Genomic DNA, 16,611 nt, shown 5'->3' on the forward strand with positions numbered 1-16,611 from the left:
CCGACCCGCCGCGCCACAGGATCAGCGCTACGCCTCCACCTACATCTTCGGTGCCGTCTGCCCGCGCGAGGGCAAAGGCGCGGCCCTCGTTCTGCCCTTCTGCAACACCGCCGCCATGAACCTGCACCTGGCCGAGATCAGCCAGATGGTCAGCCCCGGCAAGCACGCGGTGCTGCTGCTCGATCAGGCCGGATGGCACCTCTCCGGCAACGTCACGCTGCCACCCAACATCACCCTGCTGCCCCTGCCGCCGAAATGCCCGGAGCTGAACGTGATGGAGAACGTCTGGCAGTTCATCCGCGAGAACTGGCTCTCCAACAGGGTCTCCGGGATCACGACAACATCGTCGATCACTGCTGCCACGCCTGGAACCGCCTCATCGACCAGCCCTGGCGCATCACGTCCATCGGCCTCCGCGACTGGGCGCATCGGTTCTGATCAGTGGGAGTTGGTATAAGAGGACATCCAGATCTTCGCCTACTCCTCCCTGCCGCTTGCGGATCTCGACCGGCTGCGCCGCGACAAGCGCTTCACGGTCTCGACCCGCGGCAACGAGGGCAATGCGGTCACCAACACCGTCGAGTTCAACTGCCGGCGCGACGTCTTCAAGGATGTCCGCGTGCGCCGCGCGATCTGCCATGCGCTCGACGTCGATTTCTTCGCCGAGAACTTCCTCTACGGCTTCGGCAAGCGCGGCACCGGGCCGATCCCCTCGACCTCGGAGGCGTTCTACACGCCCGGCATCCCCCAGCCGGAGTTCGACCGCCGCCGCGCCGAGGCGCTGCTCGACGAGGCCGGATTCCGCCGTGGTGCCGGGGGCGTGCGGTTCCGCGTCCGCCTGCTGCCCGCGCCGTGGGGCGAGGACATCGCGCTCTGGTCCACCTTCATTCAGCAGAGCCTCCAGCAGATCGGCATCCCGGTGGAGATCGTGCGCTACGATTCGGCCGGATACCTGACCAACGTGTACCGCGACCACAATTTCGATCTCGCCACGGGCTGGCACCAGTACCGGAACGATCCGGCGGTCAGCACGACCGTCTGGTACCGCTCCGGCAGCCCGCCCGGCAGCCCATGGACCAACCAATTCGGCTGGCAGTCCGATGAGGTGGATCGGCTGATCGACGAGGCGGGGACCGCGCTCGATCCGGCGGTGCGCAAGGCGAAGTACGCGGAGTTCACCCGCAAGGTGCTGGAGGAGGTACCGGTCTGGATGGCGATCGAGCGTCAGTTCATCTCGGTCACCTCGAACCGGTTGCAGAACCATCACAACAACCCGCGCTGGCCCTCCAGCCACTGGTCGGATCTCTGGATCGCTTCGTGATCCCTGCCGCGGCCCGCACCCCGGGCGGGGGAGAGCCGCGGTGCGCCGCAGCTGAACGCCGATGAAGCTCCTCGCCTACGCCGCGCGCAGGCTAGCCGCGAGCATCCCGACGCTGATCGTCCTGCTCGCCGGGCTGTTTCTGCTGCTCCAGCTCGCGCCTGGCGACACGGTGGATGTGCTGATGGCCCAGGCGGGCGGCGGCGATGCGGTGATGGCGGCCGAGCTCCGCCGCTTCTACGGGCTCGATCTCTCGGTGCCGGAACGGCTGGCCGCGTATCTGTGGCGCCTGGTGCGGCTCGATCTCGGCTTCTCGGCGATCTACAACAAGCCGGTCGCGGAGGTGATCTTCGAGCGGCTGACGCCCACGCTGCTGCTGATGGTCTCGGCACTGAGCCTCGCCTTCGCGGCCGGGATGGCGCTCGGTATCCTGGCCGCCCGGCGTGTGAACGGCTGGCCCGATACGATCATCTCCACCCTCGGCCTGATCTTCTACGCCACGCCGTCGTTCTGGTTCGGCCTGATGGGGATCGTCGTGTTCGCCGTGCACCTCGCCTGGCTGCCACCGGGCGGGTTCGGCACGGTGGGTGCGGGGCTCACCGGGATCGCGCTCGTGCTCGACATCGCCTGGCACCTGATCCTGCCGACCGTCACACTCGCGCTGATCTTCCTAGCGATCTATCTCCGCATCATGCGCGCGGCGATGCTTGAGGTGCTGAATCTCGACTTCGTCCGCACCGCGCGTGCGAAGGGCCTCTCCGAGACCCGCGTGCTGGTGCGCCATGTGCTGCGCAACGCGCTGCTGCCGATGGTGACGCTGATCGGGTTGCAGGCCGGCACCATGCTCGGCGGGTCGGTGGTGGTGGAGAGCGTGTTCTCGCTGCCCGGCCTCGGCCGGCTTGCCTATGAGAGCGTGGTGCAGCGCGATCTGAACACGCTGCTCGGCATCGTCTTCGTCTCCGCCATCCTGGTGATCGCGGTGAACTTCATCGTCGACATGCTCTACGCCAAGCTCGATCCGCGGATCACGGCGAGCTGAGCCGATGATCGCCGCCGTCAGGCGCTACCTGCGCGGCCCCGCCGCCGTTCTCGGCCTGATCCTGCTGCTCGGCGTGATCGGCATGGCGGTGACGGCCGACTGGGTATTTCCGCGCGATCCGCTCTCGCTCGCCGGCCGCCCGCTGCAATGGCCGGGCGCGAACCCGAATTTCTGGCTCGGCACCGACGGATCGGGCCGCGACATCGCCGCGCAGATCTTCCATGGCGCGCGCATCAGCCTGCTGATCGGCCTGCTTGCGACCGCGATCGCGATCGTGCTGGGGATCGCGATCGGCGCGGTCGCCGGCTTCTACGGCGGCGCGGTCGACACGGTGCTGATGCGCGTCACCGAGGCGTTCCAGACCGTGCCCAACTTCATCCTGCTGCTCGTGCTGGTCGCGGTGTTCGGCTCCGACCTGGTGACGGTAGTGGTGGCGATCGGCGCGGTTTCGTGGCCCGCGCCGGCGCGGCTGACCCGTGCGGAGGTGCTGTCGCTGCGCAACCGCGAATTCGTCCTCGCCTGCCGCACCCTCGGCATGGGCGATCTCAGGCTGATCCTGTTCGAGGTGCTGCCGAACGCGCTGCCGCCGGTGATCGTCTATGCCTCGGTGGTGATGGCGGTGGCGATCCTGCTGGAGAGTGCGCTCGCCTTCCTCGGACTCTCGGATGCCAATGTCGCCTCCTGGGGCAACCTGATCGGAACCGGGCGGACGGTGATCCGCAGCGAGTGGTACGTCTCGGCGATTCCGGGCGTGGCGATCCTGCTCACCGTGCTCGCGGTGAGCCTGGTCGGGCAGGGGCTGAACGACGCGTTGAACCCGCGGCTGAAGGAGCGGTGATGACCGAGCGACTGCTGGCGATCCGCGACCTCAGCGTGCGCCTGCCGCGCGGCGCCGACCGCAGCCATGCGCTGATCGACGTCTCCCTCGATCTCGATCCGAACGAGATCCTGTGCGTGGTCGGCGAGAGCGGGTCGGGCAAGTCGCTGACCGCGGCCGCCGTGATGGGACTCCTGCCCGGGCCGCAGGTGTTCGCCGAGGCGGGCTCGATCACCTTCGAGGGGCGTGATCTCCTGACGCTGTCCGAGGCCGAGATGCGGCGCATCCGCGGCGCCAGGATCGGCATGATCTTCCAGGAACCGATGACCGCGCTCAATCCGCTGATGCCGATCGGACGGCAGATCGAGGAGGTGCTGGAAGAGCATACCGCGCTGCCGCGGGCCGAGCGGCAGGCCCGCGCGATCGCGCTGCTCGACGAGGTGCGCCTACCGGACCCTGCGCTGGTCGCGCGCGCCTATCCGCATGAGATCTCGGGCGGGCAGCGCCAGCGCGCGATGATCGCGATGGCGGTCGCGCTCAATCCCCGCCTACTGATCGCCGACGAGCCGACCACCGCGCTCGACGTCACCACGCAGAAGCGCATCCTCGGCCTGATCCGTGCGCTGCAACGGAGCCACGGCACCGGCGTGCTGTTCATCACGCACGATTTCGGCGTGGTCGCCGAGATCGCCGACCGAGTGGCGGTGATGCAGCACGGGCGGATCGTCGAGCAGGGTGCAGCCGACCAGATCCTGAACCGGCCGAACCATCCCTACACCCAGGCGCTGATCAGCGCAGTCCCGTCGCTCACGCACCGGCCGGAGCCACATCGTTTCGAGGGAGTGCCGGTGCTGTCGGTGCGCAACCTGACGAGAACCTACCGGCCGAGCGGCTTGTTCGCGCGCCGGCGCATTGTGCATGCGGTCAAGGAAGTCTCGTTCGAACTGCATCGCGGCGAGACGCTCGGCATTGTCGGAGAGTCCGGCTCGGGCAAGTCGACGGTGGCGCGCTGCCTGGTGCGCCCGCTCGGCAGCGACGGCGGCAGCATCGTCGTCGACGGGACCGACATGGCGGCGCTGCCGCGCGCGGCACTGCGCCGGGAGGCGCGGCGGGTGCAGATGGTGTTCCAGGATCCCTTCGCCTCGCTGAACCCGCGCCGTCCCGCGGGCGAGCTGGTGGCGCAGGGGCCGATGCTGCACGGCACGCCGAAGCGCGAGGCACTGGCGCGTGCAGCCGAGCTGTTCCGCCTGGTCGGGCTCGACCCCTCCGCGATGACGCGGCTGCCGCACGAGTTCTCGGGTGGCCAGCGTCAGCGCATCGGACTGGCGCGCGCGCTCGCGATGCAGCCGACCGTGCTGGTGGCCGACGAGCCGGTCTCGGCGCTCGACGTCTCGGTGCAGGCGCAGGTGCTGCGCCTCCTGCGCGATCTGCGCACGCGGCTCTCGCTCGCGATCGCCGTGCGCTGAACCCGCAGGGGCCAAGGGGCAGCCGCCCCTTGGCCCCGCACCCCCATCGCATCGGCTCCATCCGCCGAGGCCCTGGCGCGCAGCATCCCGGCGCGTCTAATATGCAAAATCGTGTTCGATGACGGAAACCGGCCAGACCGCGCCGAGGACCGCGCGGCCCTGAACCCGAACCACCGCGCCTACTTCGTGCCCGGCCTGCAACGCGGCCTGCGCGTGCTCGAAGCCCTCGCTGCCGCCGGGCGCCCGCTCGGCCTGACCGAGATCGCCGGCGCGCTCGGCCTCACCCGCTCGGCGGTGTTCCGCCTCGTCTACACCCTGCGCCACATGGGCTTCCTCGAGGAGATCGACGGCGCGCGCGGATTCCGCCTCGGCGCGCGCGTGCTCAATCTCGGCTTCGCCTACCTCACCGGCCAGGACATCATCGAGATCGCGCGCCCCGAACTCGAACTGCTGCGCGACAGAACCGGCGTCACCGCGCATCTCGCCATTCGCGATGGCGGCGAAGTGCTCTATCTGTCCTGCGTGCAGACCCGCACCGGCTTCCTCAGCAACATGAATGTCGGCAGCCGCGTGCCCGCCTACGCCTCGCCGATGGGCTGGCTGCTGCTCGCCGACCTGCCGCCGCGCGACGTCGCACGGCTGTTCGTGGGCACGCGCTTCGCCCCGCTCACCGCGCAGACCCCGCCCGACATCGCGGCCCTGCTCGCCCGCGTCGCCGAGGCCGCCGGGCGCGGCCATGTCATCAGCCGCGGCATCATGGAGGCGGGCGGCAGCTCGGTCGCCGCGCCCGTGCTCGGGCACGGCAGCGCGGTGTGCGCCGCGATCGACGTCTCCGGCCCGGATTCGGCGTTCGACCTCGCCGCGCTGGAAACGCGCTACGTCCAGGAGGTGCGCGCCGCGGCGCAGCGGATCGGCGCGCGCCTCGGGCACCTCTCCGCGCCGGTCAGGCCGGAAGCACCGCCCGCGGCGTCGCCGCGAGACGCGCCACCAGCGTCTCGATCTCGTCCTCGCCGGTGACATGCGGCAGGGCGGGCGGCCCGTGATCCCTGCAACCCCGGTCGCGGCGCAGCACCGCGGAGGCCTCGGGCACGGCATCCCCGCCCGGCGCGGCGGCGTCGCCGCCGCGAGCGCTGGTTGTTCCATGAAATCCGGTCTCGTAGGTTGAACGACATCATCCCGGAAAGGACCGCCATGCGGACGGCCCGCCCGCCCCTGCCCCGCCCGCCCGCCCGATGAGCCCGCCCTGCGACCTGCCCGCCGTCCTGGCCGCGCGCCTGCCCGAGGCGCTGCACCACCGGGGCGAGCCGACCGAATGGGTGCGCGTCACGCGACCCGGCCAGCGCCTGCATTCCTTCCTGGAAGGCCCGTGTCTCGACGACCAGGGCCATCTCTGGCTGGTCGACGTGCCCTATGGGCGGATCTTCCGCGTCTCGCCCGTCGGCGACTGGACGCTCGCCCATGCCTATCCGGGCGAGCCGCACGGCCTCGCGCTGATGCCCGACGGCAGTTTCGCCGTCACCGACTACCGCCAGGGCGTGCTGCGCCTCGATCCCGAACGCGGCACGCTCGCGCCGGTCGTCACGGGCGCGAACACCGAGGCGTTCCGCGGTCTCGGCGACATCACGCGCGGCCCCGACGGCAGTCTCTGGTTCACCGACCCCGGCCGCTCCAGCCTGACCGACCCGACCGGGCGGCTGTTCCGGCTCCGTCCTGGCTCGGCCGCGGCCGAGCCGGTGCTGACCAACGTGCCCTATCCCAACGGCGTCGCCCTCAGCCCGGACGGACGGCTCGTCCTGCTCGCCGCGACGCGCGCCAACGCCGTGTGGCGGCTGCTCGCCGACGCGCCCGATCCGCTGCTGCCGATGGCCGGCGTGTTCGTCCAGCTCTCCGGCGGGCTCGGCCCCGATGGGCTCGCGGTCGACCGCCACGGCAGGCTCGCGGTCGCCCAGGCCCAGGCCGGACGCGCGCTGCTGTTCGATCGGCTCGGCGATCCGCTCGCGCGCATCCGCCTGCCCGAGGGGCTCTGGACCACCTCCGTCTGCTTCACCCGCGAGGCCGACGCGCTGCTGATCGTCGAGGCCGAGACGGCGTCGGTCTACCGGGCCGACCTCGCCGGCATCCCGCCGACCGCGGCCTGAGGAGGCGACGCCGATGCGCCGCCCCTGGCCAGGCCCCGCCGCCCACCGTTCCCGCGACCACACCGGAGCCACGCGCCCATGACCACCCGCCTCGATGGACGGACCGCGATCGTGACCGGCGGCGGATCAGGGATCGGCCGCGCGGTCGCCGAGACCTTCTCCGCCGCCGGCGCCTTCGTGGTCGTCGCCGGACGCGGCGCCGGCCTGATCGAGGCAGTGGCATCGCGCATCGGCGGGCTTGCCGTGCCGTGCGACGTCACCCGGCTCGACCAGGTCGAGGACATGTTCGCGCGCGCGGCACGCGCTGGCACCGGCCGGATCGATGTCCTGGTGAACAATGCCGGTCAGAGCGGGCCGGTCGGCGCGCTCGCGGAGGTCGATCTCGACGCCTGGCGCGACTGCGTCGAGGTGAACCTGTTCGGCGCGATGCACGGCATGCGGGTCGCGGCTCGGGTGATGGGCGCGCAGCGCGGCGGCGCGATCATCAACATGTCCTCGCGCATGGGCCTGTTCGGACAGCCGATGCGCACGGCCTACTGCGCGACCAAGTTCGCGCTGATCGGCATGACCGAGGCGCTCGCGCGCGAGGTCGGGCCGCTTGGCGTGCGCGTCAACGCGCTCTGTCCCGGCGCGGTCAGCGGCGCGCTGATGGACCGCGTGATCGCCGCGCGCGCGCAGGCGGAGGGGCGGCCGGCCGACGAGATCATCCGGCGCGACTACACCGACAGCGCTGCCCTGCGCCGCTGGCTCTCGCCGGAGGAGGTCGCCGCCGCGGCGCTGTTCCTTGCCTCGGATGCGTCCTCGGCGATCACTGGCGAGCGCATCCGCGTCGATTGCGGCCGGTGGTGAGCATGGCGCCGTCCGACGCGGGCCCCAGGCCGCGCCCCTTCGAGGGCCTCCGCGTGCTCGACCTGACGCATGTGCTCGCCGGCCCGTTCTGCGCCTACCAGCTCGCCGTGCTCGGCGCGGACGTGATCAAGATCGAGCCGCCACACACGCCGGACTGCGCGCGCGGACGCGGTCCGGACGACGCGCTGAACGCGGCGGGGCTCGGCATCAACTACCAGGTGCAGGGCGCGAACAAGCGCGCGCTCGCGCTCGACCTCGCCGATCCGCGCGGGCGCGCGCTGTTCCTGCGGCTCGTGGACGGCGCCGATGTGGTGATCGAGAACTTCCGCACCGGCGCGCTCGCCGCCCTCGGTCTCGGCGCCGAGGCGCTCACCGCGGCCAACCCGCGGCTGATCCACTGCACGCTGACCGGCTACGGCGCGACCGGCGAGCGGGCGGGCGTGAACGCGTACGACAACGTGATCCAGGCGGCGTCGGGGCTGATGGCGCGCACCGGCACGGCCGAGACCGGGCCGCTCAAGGCGGGCGCGTCCGTGATCGACTACGCGACCGGCTACGCTGCGGCCTTCGCGATCGCCGCGGCACTGGTGCAGCGGGCGCGCACCGGGCACGGGCAGACGATCGACTGCGCGATGTTCGACACCGCTCTGACGCTGATGGCGCCGGAGGCCTCCGCCGCGCTCTACGCCGGGACGAAGGCGCCGCGACCGTCCGAAGCCGGCATCGGCGCCTATCGCACCGCCGACGGCGAGCTCGTCATGCTCGGCGCGTTCAACGTCCGGCAGAACCGGCGCCTGTGGCAGGCGCTCGGCCGGCCCGAGTTCGCATCGATCGCCGACTGGAACGGGCTCTGGGCAGCGTCGGGGGCGATGCGCGACGCCCTGGCGGAGGTGTTCGCCACGCGCACCGCCGCGGACTGGGAGGCGTTCCTGCACGGCATCGGCGTACCCGCCGAGCGCGTGCGCCGGCTCGACGAGGCGGTGCGGCTGCCGCACCTCGCCGCGCGCGGGCTGTTCGCCGGATTCGCGCCCGCCGAGCCGGGCACGGCGCCGGTGGCGCTGCCGCTCGCCGCGTTCCGCTACGCCGCGGGCGGGCCGGAGCTGACGCGGCCGCCGCCGCGCCACGGCGAGCACAGCGCCGAGATCCTCGCCGGGCTCGGCTGCTCCGCCGACGAGATCGCCGCGCTGCGCGCCGACGGCGTGATCGCGTAGGCCCCGGTGCGGCGCTGCGTCAGGCGGGCACGATCGCCTGGTGGCGCCGCCGCACAAGGGCCACGGCCGCCGCGGTCAGCACGAGCGCGCCGAGTGCCACCGGCAGGCGTTCGGCGATCGGGCCGACCGCGCCCCAGAGCCAGGCCAGCGCCGGGATCGCGATCATGCCACGCTCCCACGCCGTCAGCGCGTGCAGCAGGTAGCCCTCGAACACCCGAGGCATCAGCGCGAAGAACGCGAACAGGCAGAGTGTGGTGAAGCCGAGCTCGAGCATCGACGACGACAGCAGCCCGCCGAACGCGAAACTGAACGGAATGACGTAGAGCGCCTTGGCGATCATCACGCACTCCCAGCCCGTGCGCATCGGCGCCGCCCCGGCGATCCGCGCACCGGCGAACGCGGTCATGCAGATCGGCGGGGTGATGGTCGAGTCCTGGGCGAACCAGAAGATGATCAGATGCGCGGCGAGCACCGGCACGCCGAGGTCGCCCAGCGCGGGCGCGCCGAGCGCGGCGATGATGACGTAGGACGCCGTCACCGGAAGGCCCATGCCGAGCACGTAGGACATCAGCCCGATCAGCACGATCGCGATCAACGCCGAGCCCTGCGAGAGCGACAGGATGACCGACGAGAGCTTCACGAACAGCCCCGTCTCGACCGAGACGGTGTAGATGATGGCGGCGCTGCAGAGCAGCGCGGAGAGCGTGATCGCGATCCGGGTCGAGCCCTCGAGCGCGACCACCAGCCGGCCGGGCGTGATGCGGGACTCGGCGCGCAGGAAGCTCGTGAACAGGATCATCACGACGCAGGCCGCGCTGGCGAGGAACGGCGTGAAGTGGAACAGCAGAAGCCCGATCAGCACGATGATCGGCAGGGCCATGTGCCAGCCGCGCCGCAGCACCGCGCCCACCGTGGGCAGGGCGGCGCGATCGAGCCCCATCAGCCCCTGCTTCTTCGCCTTGACGTCCACGTAGACGTAGATCGACGCGAAGTAGAGCACCGCCGGCACGAACGAGTAGGCGAGGATGGTGAGCAGCGGGACGCCGGTGAACGAGGCCATGATGAACACGCCGGTGCCCATCAGCGGCGGCATCAGCCCGCCGCCGAGCGAGGCGGTGGTCTCGATCGCGGCCGCCTCGTGCGGCTTGAAGCCGGTCTGCTTCATCATCGGGATGGTCAGGGCGCCGGTCGTCAGCACGTTGCTGATCGAGGAGCCCGACAGCATGCCGAGGAAGGCGCTCGAGATGACGGCGACCTTGGCGGGGCCGCCGGCGCGGTGCCCGGCGAGCGCGAGGGCGAAATCGGTGAAGATGCGGTCGCCGCCGGTGACCCTGAGGAACGTTCCGAACATGAGGAAGGTGAACAGGAACGTCGCCATGATCCCCATGATGAAATTGAACATGCCCTCGGTGTCCATGTAGAGCATCTCGATCAGGCGGTGGAACGCCACGCCGCGATGCTCGAACACGCCCGGCCAGACCGGCCCGGTGAGCGCGTAGGCCATGAACACGAGGTTCAGCACGACGATGGTGGCGCCGACCGTGCGCCGCGTGGCCTCGAACACGGTCACGATGGCGATGATGCCCATGGTCAGGTCGAGCGTCCCGACCGGATGGAACCCGACGAAGCGCGCGAGCCAGCGGTCGGCGCTGTAGAACGCCCAGGCGAAGGCGGCGGCCGCGGCGAGGGCGAGCAGGTAGTCGACAGCGCCGGGCTGGGTGTCATCGTCGCGCTTCAGCAGCGGGTAGAGCAGGAAGATCAGCGGCACGACGACGAACAGGTGGCCCGCGCGCATGCGCACCTCGCCGATCGTGATGGTGAAGGCGAGGTAGAGCGTGAACAGGGCCAGCGCCACGCTCGCGGCGGTGACGAAGACGCTCAGTGCGCCGCGCGGACGGATCTGCTCCAGCGGATAGATGCGTTCGCGCAGCGCGGCAGGGCTGTCTGCGAGGCTGGCGTCAAGCGAGGCGAGCGGATCGGCCATGACGGGTCCGGGCAGCGGTCGGTCGCCCGGCCCGCGCGGGCCGGCGGAGGCGCTCGGTCAGTGCGCCCAGCCGCGCTCCCGGAAGTAGCGCGCGGCGCCGGGATGAACCGGGATCGGCAGGCCCTTCGCGAGATCCTCGGGCTCCCAGCCGGCGAACCCGGCGAAGGCGGCGACCAGCCGCGGCTTGTTCTCCGCCATCGCCCTGGTGATGTCATAGACCATCGCTTCCGAGAGATCGGCGCGCGCGAACACGATCGTCGAGAGGTCGAGCGTGTTCACGGGCCCGGACTGGCCCGGATAGGTATTGGCGGGAATGACCGAGGGGATGTAGCCGAGCTTGCTCGCCATCGCCTGGCGCACCCGGTCGGGGATGCTGTAGAGCTTGGAGGCGCGCGCGGTCACCGCCTCCTGCATCACCGCGGCGTTGATGCCGATCGTGTTGAAGTAGATGTCGATCTGGCGGTTCTTGTATGCGTCGGTCTGGCTCTGCGAGGCGCCGCTGAGCAGCCGGCTGCCGTTGCGGCGGAGGGACTCGTAGTCGACGCCGTATTCCTGCAGGAACTTGTTGACACCGAAATGGGTTGACGAGCCGACCGCGCCGATCCCCATCGAGACGCGCCGCCCGCCTTTGAGCTGGTCGAAGATGTCGTCGGGGACATCGGCGCCCATGACGATCTGGAAGGTGTTGACGCCGATATTGCCGACCGCGCGGAGGCTGTCGAAGCCCGGCATGTCGAACACCTCGTTGCGGCCCTCGTAGGCGAGGCGCAGGAACGGCCCGAAGGACAGCCCGACCTCGACCTCGCCGCTGCCCACCGACAGCGGGTTGCTGACAGCGCCCTTGCCGGGGCTGATGTTCACCGGCTGGCCGCGATAGCCGGCGTTGACGAGCTCGGCGATCGCGGCCGCGGTCGGGTACCACGCCCCGGTCGGCCCGCCGGAGATGATGGTGATCGGCCGGTGCTCCTTCTGCTGCGCGCGCGCGGCCTGACCGGACAGCGCGGCGGCGGCGATGCCGGGGCCGACATAGCCACGCAGGAACGATCGTCTTGCGAAACGCATCATGGGTCCTCCCGTCGTTCGATCAGGCCGCTGCCGCGGACGCCATGCATCCGGTCGCTCCGCGGGCGGCCGGCGTGGCCGAGTTGGCAGATCAACCTGTTTTTTGCATATCAAACGCTACGGACGCGTTCCGGCCGTGTCAATCGGATTCAGGCGCGCCACCGCGAGCGCCTCCGCGACCCGGATGCGCGCGCGATGCGCCGCTCGGACGCGCACGCACGCACGGTTGACCCATGGCCCGGCATGGTCCATCGTTCTTGAGGACGAACGGAGTTCACATATGCGAACAGACCTCGTCAAGTCCGCCGCCCGCGTGCTCGACCTGCTGGAGCTCCTTGCCGCCGCGCCCGGCCCGGCCCGGTTGAGCGCGCTCGCCGAGCGCATGGCGATCCCCAAGAGCAGCGCCTTCGCGCTGCTCGGCACGCTGGTCGCGAAGGGCTACGTCGAGGAGGAGCGGGACGGGTTCCGCCTGGCTGAACGCCTCCGCGACACCGGCTGGGTCGGCGGCGACACGCGGCGCCTGGTCGCGATTGCCCGGCCGGTGATGGAGCGCACAGCCGAGCTCACCGGCGAGTCGGTGTTCCTCGGCATGCTCACTCCGGCGCAGGAGATCCGCTACGTGCTCAAGGCCGTCAGCGGGAACCCGCTGCGCTACGACGGCGCGCTCGAGCAGACCCGGCCAGCCTACTGCACCTCGATCGGCCATGTCCTGCTCGCCGACCTGGGCGAGCGCGATCTCGATGACTACCTCGCGCGCACCGCGCTGGTCACCTGGACCGATGCGACGCCGACCGATCCGGCGATGATCCGGTCGATGATCCGTGCGACCGCCGCGCGCGGATATGCGCACACGGTGGACAGCCACGTCGCGGGCTGCGCCGGTGTCGCGGCGGCGATCCGCGGTCCTGACGGCCATGCCGTCGCCGGCATGGCGGTGATCGGCCCCACCTGGCGCTTCCTGCCGTCGCGCGACGCCCATGCCCGTGCCGTGCAGGCGGCCGCGGCGGAGGTCTCGGCCGCGGTCGCTGTCGTGCGTCCGCGGGCGGAGCGCCAGGCGTCATGACCCTGCGCGGGGCCGAGCCGGTGCGGCGCGCGGTCGTGCTGGGGGCAGGGATCGTCGGCGTGCTCGCCGCACTCGCGCTGCAACGGCGCGGCTTCGACGTCACCATGATCGACAGGGACGAGCCAGGGCGCGGCTGCTCCTACGGCAATGGCGGCGCCATCAGCCCGGATTTCTGCGTGCCGATCGCGCTCCCCGGCATGCTGCGCCGGGTGCCGAAATGGCTGTTCGACAGGGAGGGGCCGCTGGTCGTGCGCTGGCGCGACCTCCCGGCGTCGCTGCCCTGGCTGATCCGCTGGATCCGCGCGGGGCGGATGGACCGGGTGGAGGCGCATGCGCGCGCGCTGCGGGCGCTGCATGCGCCGAGCTACGGCCGCTACCGCGACATCCTCGGCCCGCGCGCTGCCGGGCTGATCGAGATGACCGGCCAGCTCTATGTCTGGCGCAGCGCGGCGGCCGGCCCGACCGAGGCGCTCGCGCGTCGGCTCCGCGAACGGCACGGCGTCGAGACGCACGCGCTCGCCGGCGACGAGATCCGCCAGATGGACGGCGCGCTCGCGACCGGCTTCACCCGCGGACTGTTCTTTCCCGAGAACGGCCACACGCTCAATCCGCTCCGACTGGTGCAGACGCTCGCACGGCAGATCGAGGAGGGTGGCGGTCGGGTGCTGCGCGGTGAGGCGAGCGACATCGTGCTGGAGAATGGACGCGCCGTGGGAGTGCGGTGTTCGGGCACGACGCTCGCGGGCGACATCGTTGTGGTCGCCGCCGGCATCGCGTCGACGGCATTCGCGCGGGCGCTGGGCGACCGCGTGCCGCTCCAGGCCGAGCGCGGCTACCACGTGATGCTCCCCGAGCCTGGCATCCGTCCGCGCATCAAGATCAGCAACCGTGACCACATGTTCGGGCTGACGCCGATGGAGCACGGGGTACGGATTGCCGGCACGGTCGAGATCGCCCGGCCCGACGCGCCGATGGACGAGCGCCGGCCGCGCGCGATGCTGGAGGTCGCGAAGCGCATGTATCCAGGGCTGTCGGATCGCGGCGCCGCGTTCTGGATGGGCTGCCGTCCGTCCACCCCCGACAGCCTGCCGGTGATCGACCGGGCGGCACGCGCGCGGAACGTGATCTACGCGTTCGGGCATGGCCATACCGGGCTCACCGGCGCGCCGGTGACGGGCGAGCTCGTGGCGGCGCTCGCCACCGGCGAACGCCCACACATCGATCCGGCGCCGTTCCGGCGCGACCGCTTCGGGTGATGGCGGGTCGGGGTCACGGCATCGCCGGTCCGCGCGCCGCCTGGGCCGCGGCGATCGACCTGATCGCATTGCTGTTCGCCCTCTTCCACCTCTACACGGCGAGCTTCGGGGTGCTCGAGGGCATCCAGCAGCGCGTGATCCATCTCGGCTTCGCGCTCGTGCTGATCTTCCTGTCGCGGCCGCTCGGACGGCGCGCCGATCCGGACATCGCCGACCTCATGCTGACCCTGCTCGCGCTCGCGCCGTCGGTCTATCTGGTGATGGAGGACGCGGTGCTCGATCTCCGGATCGGCATCGCCTACGATCGCGACATCGTGCTCGGGACGATCTTCGTGCTCGTGCTGCTCGAGGCAACGCGGCGCGTGACCGGACTCGCCTTGCCGCTGCTCGCAGCGCTGTCGATCGGCTACGCGCTGTTCGGCCGCTGGATGCCTGACGTGATCGCGCATCGCGGCTTCCGGATCGACGACGTGATCGTCACGCTCTATCTGACCACCGAGGGGATCTTCAGCGTCCCGCTCGCGATCTCCGCGACCTACATCGTGCTGTTCATCGTGCTCGGCGCGGTGCTGCAGGCGACCGGAGCGGCGCAATTCTTCTCCGACCTCGCCTATGCGCTGTTCGGCCAGGTGCGTGGCGGCCCGGCCAAGGTCGCGGTGGTGGCGAGCGGCTTCTTCGGCATGATCAGCGGCAGCGCGGTGGCGAACGTCGCCAGCACCGGCGTGCTGACCATTCCGCTGATGCGGCGGCTGGGCTTCTCCGCCCGCTTCGCCGGCGCGGTCGAGGCGGTGGCGTCCTCCTGCGGGCAGTTCATGCCGCCGATCATGGCGGCGGCGGCCTTCGTCATCGCCGAGACGCTGGCGATCCCGTACCTGCAGGTGGCGGCGGGGGCGCTGATCCCGGCGGTGCTCTACTATGCCGCGCTGTTCGTCGCGGTCGATCTGCGCGCGGCACGGCTGGGGCTGCGCGGACAGAGCCGGGCCGAGCTTCCGCCGCTCGGCCCGGTGCTGCGCCAGGGTGTCCATCTGATCCTCGTGCCGGTAACGCTGGTCGTCATGCTGGCCGGGTTCGGCTACTCGCCGCTGAAGGCCGCGGTCTGGACCATCGCGATGAACGTGGTGCTGTATTTCGTTCGCGAGATCCTGATCGCGGACGAGCCGGCGGCGCTGCCGGCGGGGAGCCTGCTCCTCGCGCTGCATGCCGGTGCCGCCGTGCTGCTGCAGCTCGTCGATCACCGGCTGGTCGTCGCGGCCTACATCCTGGCCGTGCTCGCCATGCTGCATCTCGGCCGGATGCCAGGTCGGCCCGTCATGGCGTTCCTGCGCCCGCGCATCGTGACGCTGCTGGAGGCGCTCCGCAGCGGCGCGCGCGGCTCGCTCGAGGTTGCGGTGGCCTGCGCGAGCGCGGGCATCATCATCGGCATGCTGATGCTGACCGGCCTGGGCCTGCGGCTGTCGGGGCTGCTGGTCGATCTCGCTGCCGGCAACCTGCCGCTGCTGCTCGTCCTCACCATGATCGCCTCGCTGATCCTGGGGATGGGCGTGCCGACCCTCGGCGCCTACATCGTGCTCGCGATCCTGGTTGCCCCGGGACTCGTGCAGCTCGGCGTGCAGCCGCTCGCCGCGCATCTGTTCATCTTCTACTTCGGGGTGATCTCGGCGATCACGCCGCCGGTGTGCATGGCCGCCTTCGCCGCGGCCGCGATCTCGGGCGCGCATCCGATGCTGACGGGACTTACGGCGCTGCGGCTCGGCCTGCCCGTGTTCATCGTGCCGTTCATCATGGTCTACCACCCGGCGATGATCCTCGAAGGCAGCGTCTGGCAGATCATCCAGGTCGCGCTGACCGGACTCGCCGGCAGCGCGGCGCTGGCCGCCGGCCTTGAAGGCTACCTGCTCCGGGTGATGGGGATTCCGAGCCGGATTCTGTGCGCGCTGGGTGGCGTGCTGCTGATCTTCGGCGACCTCACCACCGATCTCATCGGCTTTGCCGTGCTGGGTGTGCTCGTCGCCATCCAGGCATGGTCCAGCGCCGCACCGCGCCCCGCCTCGGCCGGCGCCGTTGACAGGAGTGATGCAGCGGAATGACGGGTTACTCGACCGCGGGCGCACGCCCGCCGGTGGCGATCGGTGTCGATACCGGCGGCACGCATACCGACCTGGTGCTGTTCGACCGCGAGCGCCTCGTCACCCTGAAGGTGCCGAGCACGCCGGACGATCTGACGCGCGGCATCGTCGCCGGGATCGGCGCCATCCTCGGCGGGGCCGGCATCGCCGCCGCCGCCGTCGAGCGTTTCGTCTACGCGACCACCTACGTGACCAACCTGATCGTCGAGGGGAAGTCCGCGCGGATCGGGCTGATCACCACGCACGGCTTCCGCGACGTGCTCGAGATCGGCCGCGCCTCGC

At 71.0% G+C, this 16,611-nt stretch carries 14 protein-coding genes and 1 pseudogene; 13 read left to right on the forward strand and 2 right to left on the reverse strand.

From position 1 onward, the window contains the following. The 9 genes and pseudogenes from ACTIFU_RS04245 to ACTIFU_RS04285 all read left to right on the forward strand — a co-directional run. A pseudogene (locus ACTIFU_RS04245) lies at window positions 1–438 on the forward strand (IS630 family transposase); the annotation flags it as partial. Window positions 439–487: 49 nt separating this feature from the next. Continuing rightward, a complete protein-coding gene (locus ACTIFU_RS04250) occupies window positions 488–1,321 on the forward strand; it encodes an ABC transporter substrate-binding protein (protein ID WP_439577094.1) in 834 nt (277 codons plus the stop codon). Window positions 1,322–1,382: 61 nt separating this feature from the next. Continuing rightward, entirely contained in the window at window positions 1,383–2,357 is a 975-nt protein-coding gene (locus ACTIFU_RS04255) for an ABC transporter permease (protein ID WP_439577048.1), read from the forward strand. Window positions 2,358–2,361: 4 nt separating this feature from the next. Beyond that, window positions 2,362–3,195 carry an ABC transporter permease gene (locus ACTIFU_RS04260; RefSeq protein WP_439577049.1) on the forward strand — a complete coding sequence of 278 codons (834 nt, stop codon included), beginning with the start codon at window positions 2,362–2,364 and terminating at the stop codon, window positions 3,193–3,195. Further along, the gene (locus tag ACTIFU_RS04265) at window positions 3,195–4,640 is read left to right on the forward strand and encodes a dipeptide ABC transporter ATP-binding protein (protein ID WP_439577050.1); all 1,446 of its coding nucleotides are present in this window, start codon (window positions 3,195–3,197) and stop codon (window positions 4,638–4,640) included. The genes ACTIFU_RS04260 and ACTIFU_RS04265 overlap by 1 nt, the downstream gene beginning before the upstream one ends. A gap of 111 nt (window positions 4,641–4,751) precedes the next feature. Further along, entirely contained in the window at window positions 4,752–5,657 is a 906-nt protein-coding gene (locus tag ACTIFU_RS04270) for an IclR family transcriptional regulator (RefSeq protein WP_439577051.1), read from the forward strand. Window positions 5,658–5,872: 215 nt separating this feature from the next. Continuing rightward, on the forward strand, window positions 5,873–6,778 hold the full coding sequence (locus ACTIFU_RS04275) for an SMP-30/gluconolactonase/LRE family protein (RefSeq protein ID WP_439577052.1): 906 nt from the start codon (window positions 5,873–5,875) through the stop codon (window positions 6,776–6,778). A 78-nt stretch (window positions 6,779–6,856) separates the two neighbouring features. Further along, window positions 6,857–7,627 carry an SDR family NAD(P)-dependent oxidoreductase gene (locus tag ACTIFU_RS04280; RefSeq protein WP_439577053.1) on the forward strand — a complete coding sequence of 257 codons (771 nt, stop codon included), beginning with the start codon at window positions 6,857–6,859 and terminating at the stop codon, window positions 7,625–7,627. Window positions 7,628–7,629: 2 nt separating this feature from the next. Continuing rightward, window positions 7,630–8,838, forward strand: coding sequence for a CaiB/BaiF CoA transferase family protein (locus ACTIFU_RS04285; RefSeq protein WP_439577054.1), 1,209 nt, complete (start codon window positions 7,630–7,632; stop codon window positions 8,836–8,838). A 19-nt stretch (window positions 8,839–8,857) separates the two neighbouring features. On the opposite strand, the gene ACTIFU_RS04290 is transcribed toward ACTIFU_RS04285, so the two are convergent. Beyond that, window positions 8,858–10,822 carry a TRAP transporter permease gene (locus ACTIFU_RS04290; RefSeq protein ID WP_439577055.1) on the reverse strand — a complete coding sequence of 655 codons (1,965 nt, stop codon included), beginning with the start codon at window positions 10,820–10,822 and terminating at the stop codon, window positions 8,858–8,860. A gap of 57 nt (window positions 10,823–10,879) precedes the next feature. Further along, window positions 10,880–11,887 carry a TAXI family TRAP transporter solute-binding subunit gene (locus ACTIFU_RS04295; protein ID WP_439577056.1) on the reverse strand — a complete coding sequence of 336 codons (1,008 nt, stop codon included), beginning with the start codon at window positions 11,885–11,887 and terminating at the stop codon, window positions 10,880–10,882. Window positions 11,888–12,164: 277 nt separating this feature from the next. Between ACTIFU_RS04295 and ACTIFU_RS04300 the strand changes: the two genes are divergently transcribed. The 4 genes from ACTIFU_RS04300 to ACTIFU_RS04315 form a co-directional block, all read left to right on the forward strand. Then, window positions 12,165–12,947 (forward strand): IclR family transcriptional regulator, encoded by a 783-nt coding sequence (locus tag ACTIFU_RS04300; RefSeq protein WP_439577057.1) that lies wholly within the window; start codon window positions 12,165–12,167, stop codon window positions 12,945–12,947. Further along, on the forward strand, window positions 12,944–14,203 hold the full coding sequence (locus ACTIFU_RS04305) for an NAD(P)/FAD-dependent oxidoreductase (RefSeq protein ID WP_439577058.1): 1,260 nt from the start codon (window positions 12,944–12,946) through the stop codon (window positions 14,201–14,203). Before ACTIFU_RS04300 ends, ACTIFU_RS04305 begins: the two co-directional genes overlap by 4 nt. Continuing rightward, entirely contained in the window at window positions 14,203–16,290 is a 2,088-nt protein-coding gene (locus ACTIFU_RS04310; RefSeq protein WP_439577059.1) for a TRAP transporter permease, read from the forward strand. The genes ACTIFU_RS04305 and ACTIFU_RS04310 overlap by 1 nt, the downstream gene beginning before the upstream one ends. Then, a partial coding sequence (locus ACTIFU_RS04315) for a hydantoinase/oxoprolinase N-terminal domain-containing protein (protein ID WP_439577060.1) occupies window positions 16,287–16,611 on the forward strand: 325 nt, incomplete at its 3' end. The genes ACTIFU_RS04310 and ACTIFU_RS04315, both read left to right, overlap by 4 nt.

The sequence above is a fragment of the Elioraea sp. genome (assembly GCF_051860475.1).
GTDB lineage: Bacteria > Pseudomonadota > Alphaproteobacteria > Acetobacterales > Acetobacteraceae > Elioraea.

Coding starts and splice junctions, on each gene's coding strand:
- ACTIFU_RS04290 (WP_439577055.1), bottom strand. CDS start 10,822: ATGGCCGATCCGCTCGCCTCGCTTGACGCCAGCCTCGCAGACAGCCCT.
- ACTIFU_RS04285 (WP_439577054.1), top strand. CDS start 7,630: ATGGCGCCGTCCGACGCGGGCCCCAGGCCGCGCCCCTTCGAGGGCCTC.
- ACTIFU_RS04265 (WP_439577050.1), top strand. CDS start 3,195: ATGACCGAGCGACTGCTGGCGATCCGCGACCTCAGCGTGCGCCTGCCG.
- ACTIFU_RS04310 (WP_439577059.1), top strand. CDS start 14,203: ATGGCGGGTCGGGGTCACGGCATCGCCGGTCCGCGCGCCGCCTGGGCC.
- ACTIFU_RS04260 (WP_439577049.1), top strand. CDS start 2,362: ATGATCGCCGCCGTCAGGCGCTACCTGCGCGGCCCCGCCGCCGTTCTC.
- ACTIFU_RS04255 (WP_439577048.1), top strand. CDS start 1,383: ATGAAGCTCCTCGCCTACGCCGCGCGCAGGCTAGCCGCGAGCATCCCG.
- ACTIFU_RS04300 (WP_439577057.1), top strand. CDS start 12,165: ATGCGAACAGACCTCGTCAAGTCCGCCGCCCGCGTGCTCGACCTGCTG.
- ACTIFU_RS04305 (WP_439577058.1), top strand. CDS start 12,944: ATGACCCTGCGCGGGGCCGAGCCGGTGCGGCGCGCGGTCGTGCTGGGG.
- ACTIFU_RS04275 (WP_439577052.1), top strand. CDS start 5,873: ATGAGCCCGCCCTGCGACCTGCCCGCCGTCCTGGCCGCGCGCCTGCCC.
- ACTIFU_RS04295 (WP_439577056.1), bottom strand. CDS start 11,887: ATGATGCGTTTCGCAAGACGATCGTTCCTGCGTGGCTATGTCGGCCCC.
- ACTIFU_RS04280 (WP_439577053.1), top strand. CDS start 6,857: ATGACCACCCGCCTCGATGGACGGACCGCGATCGTGACCGGCGGCGGA.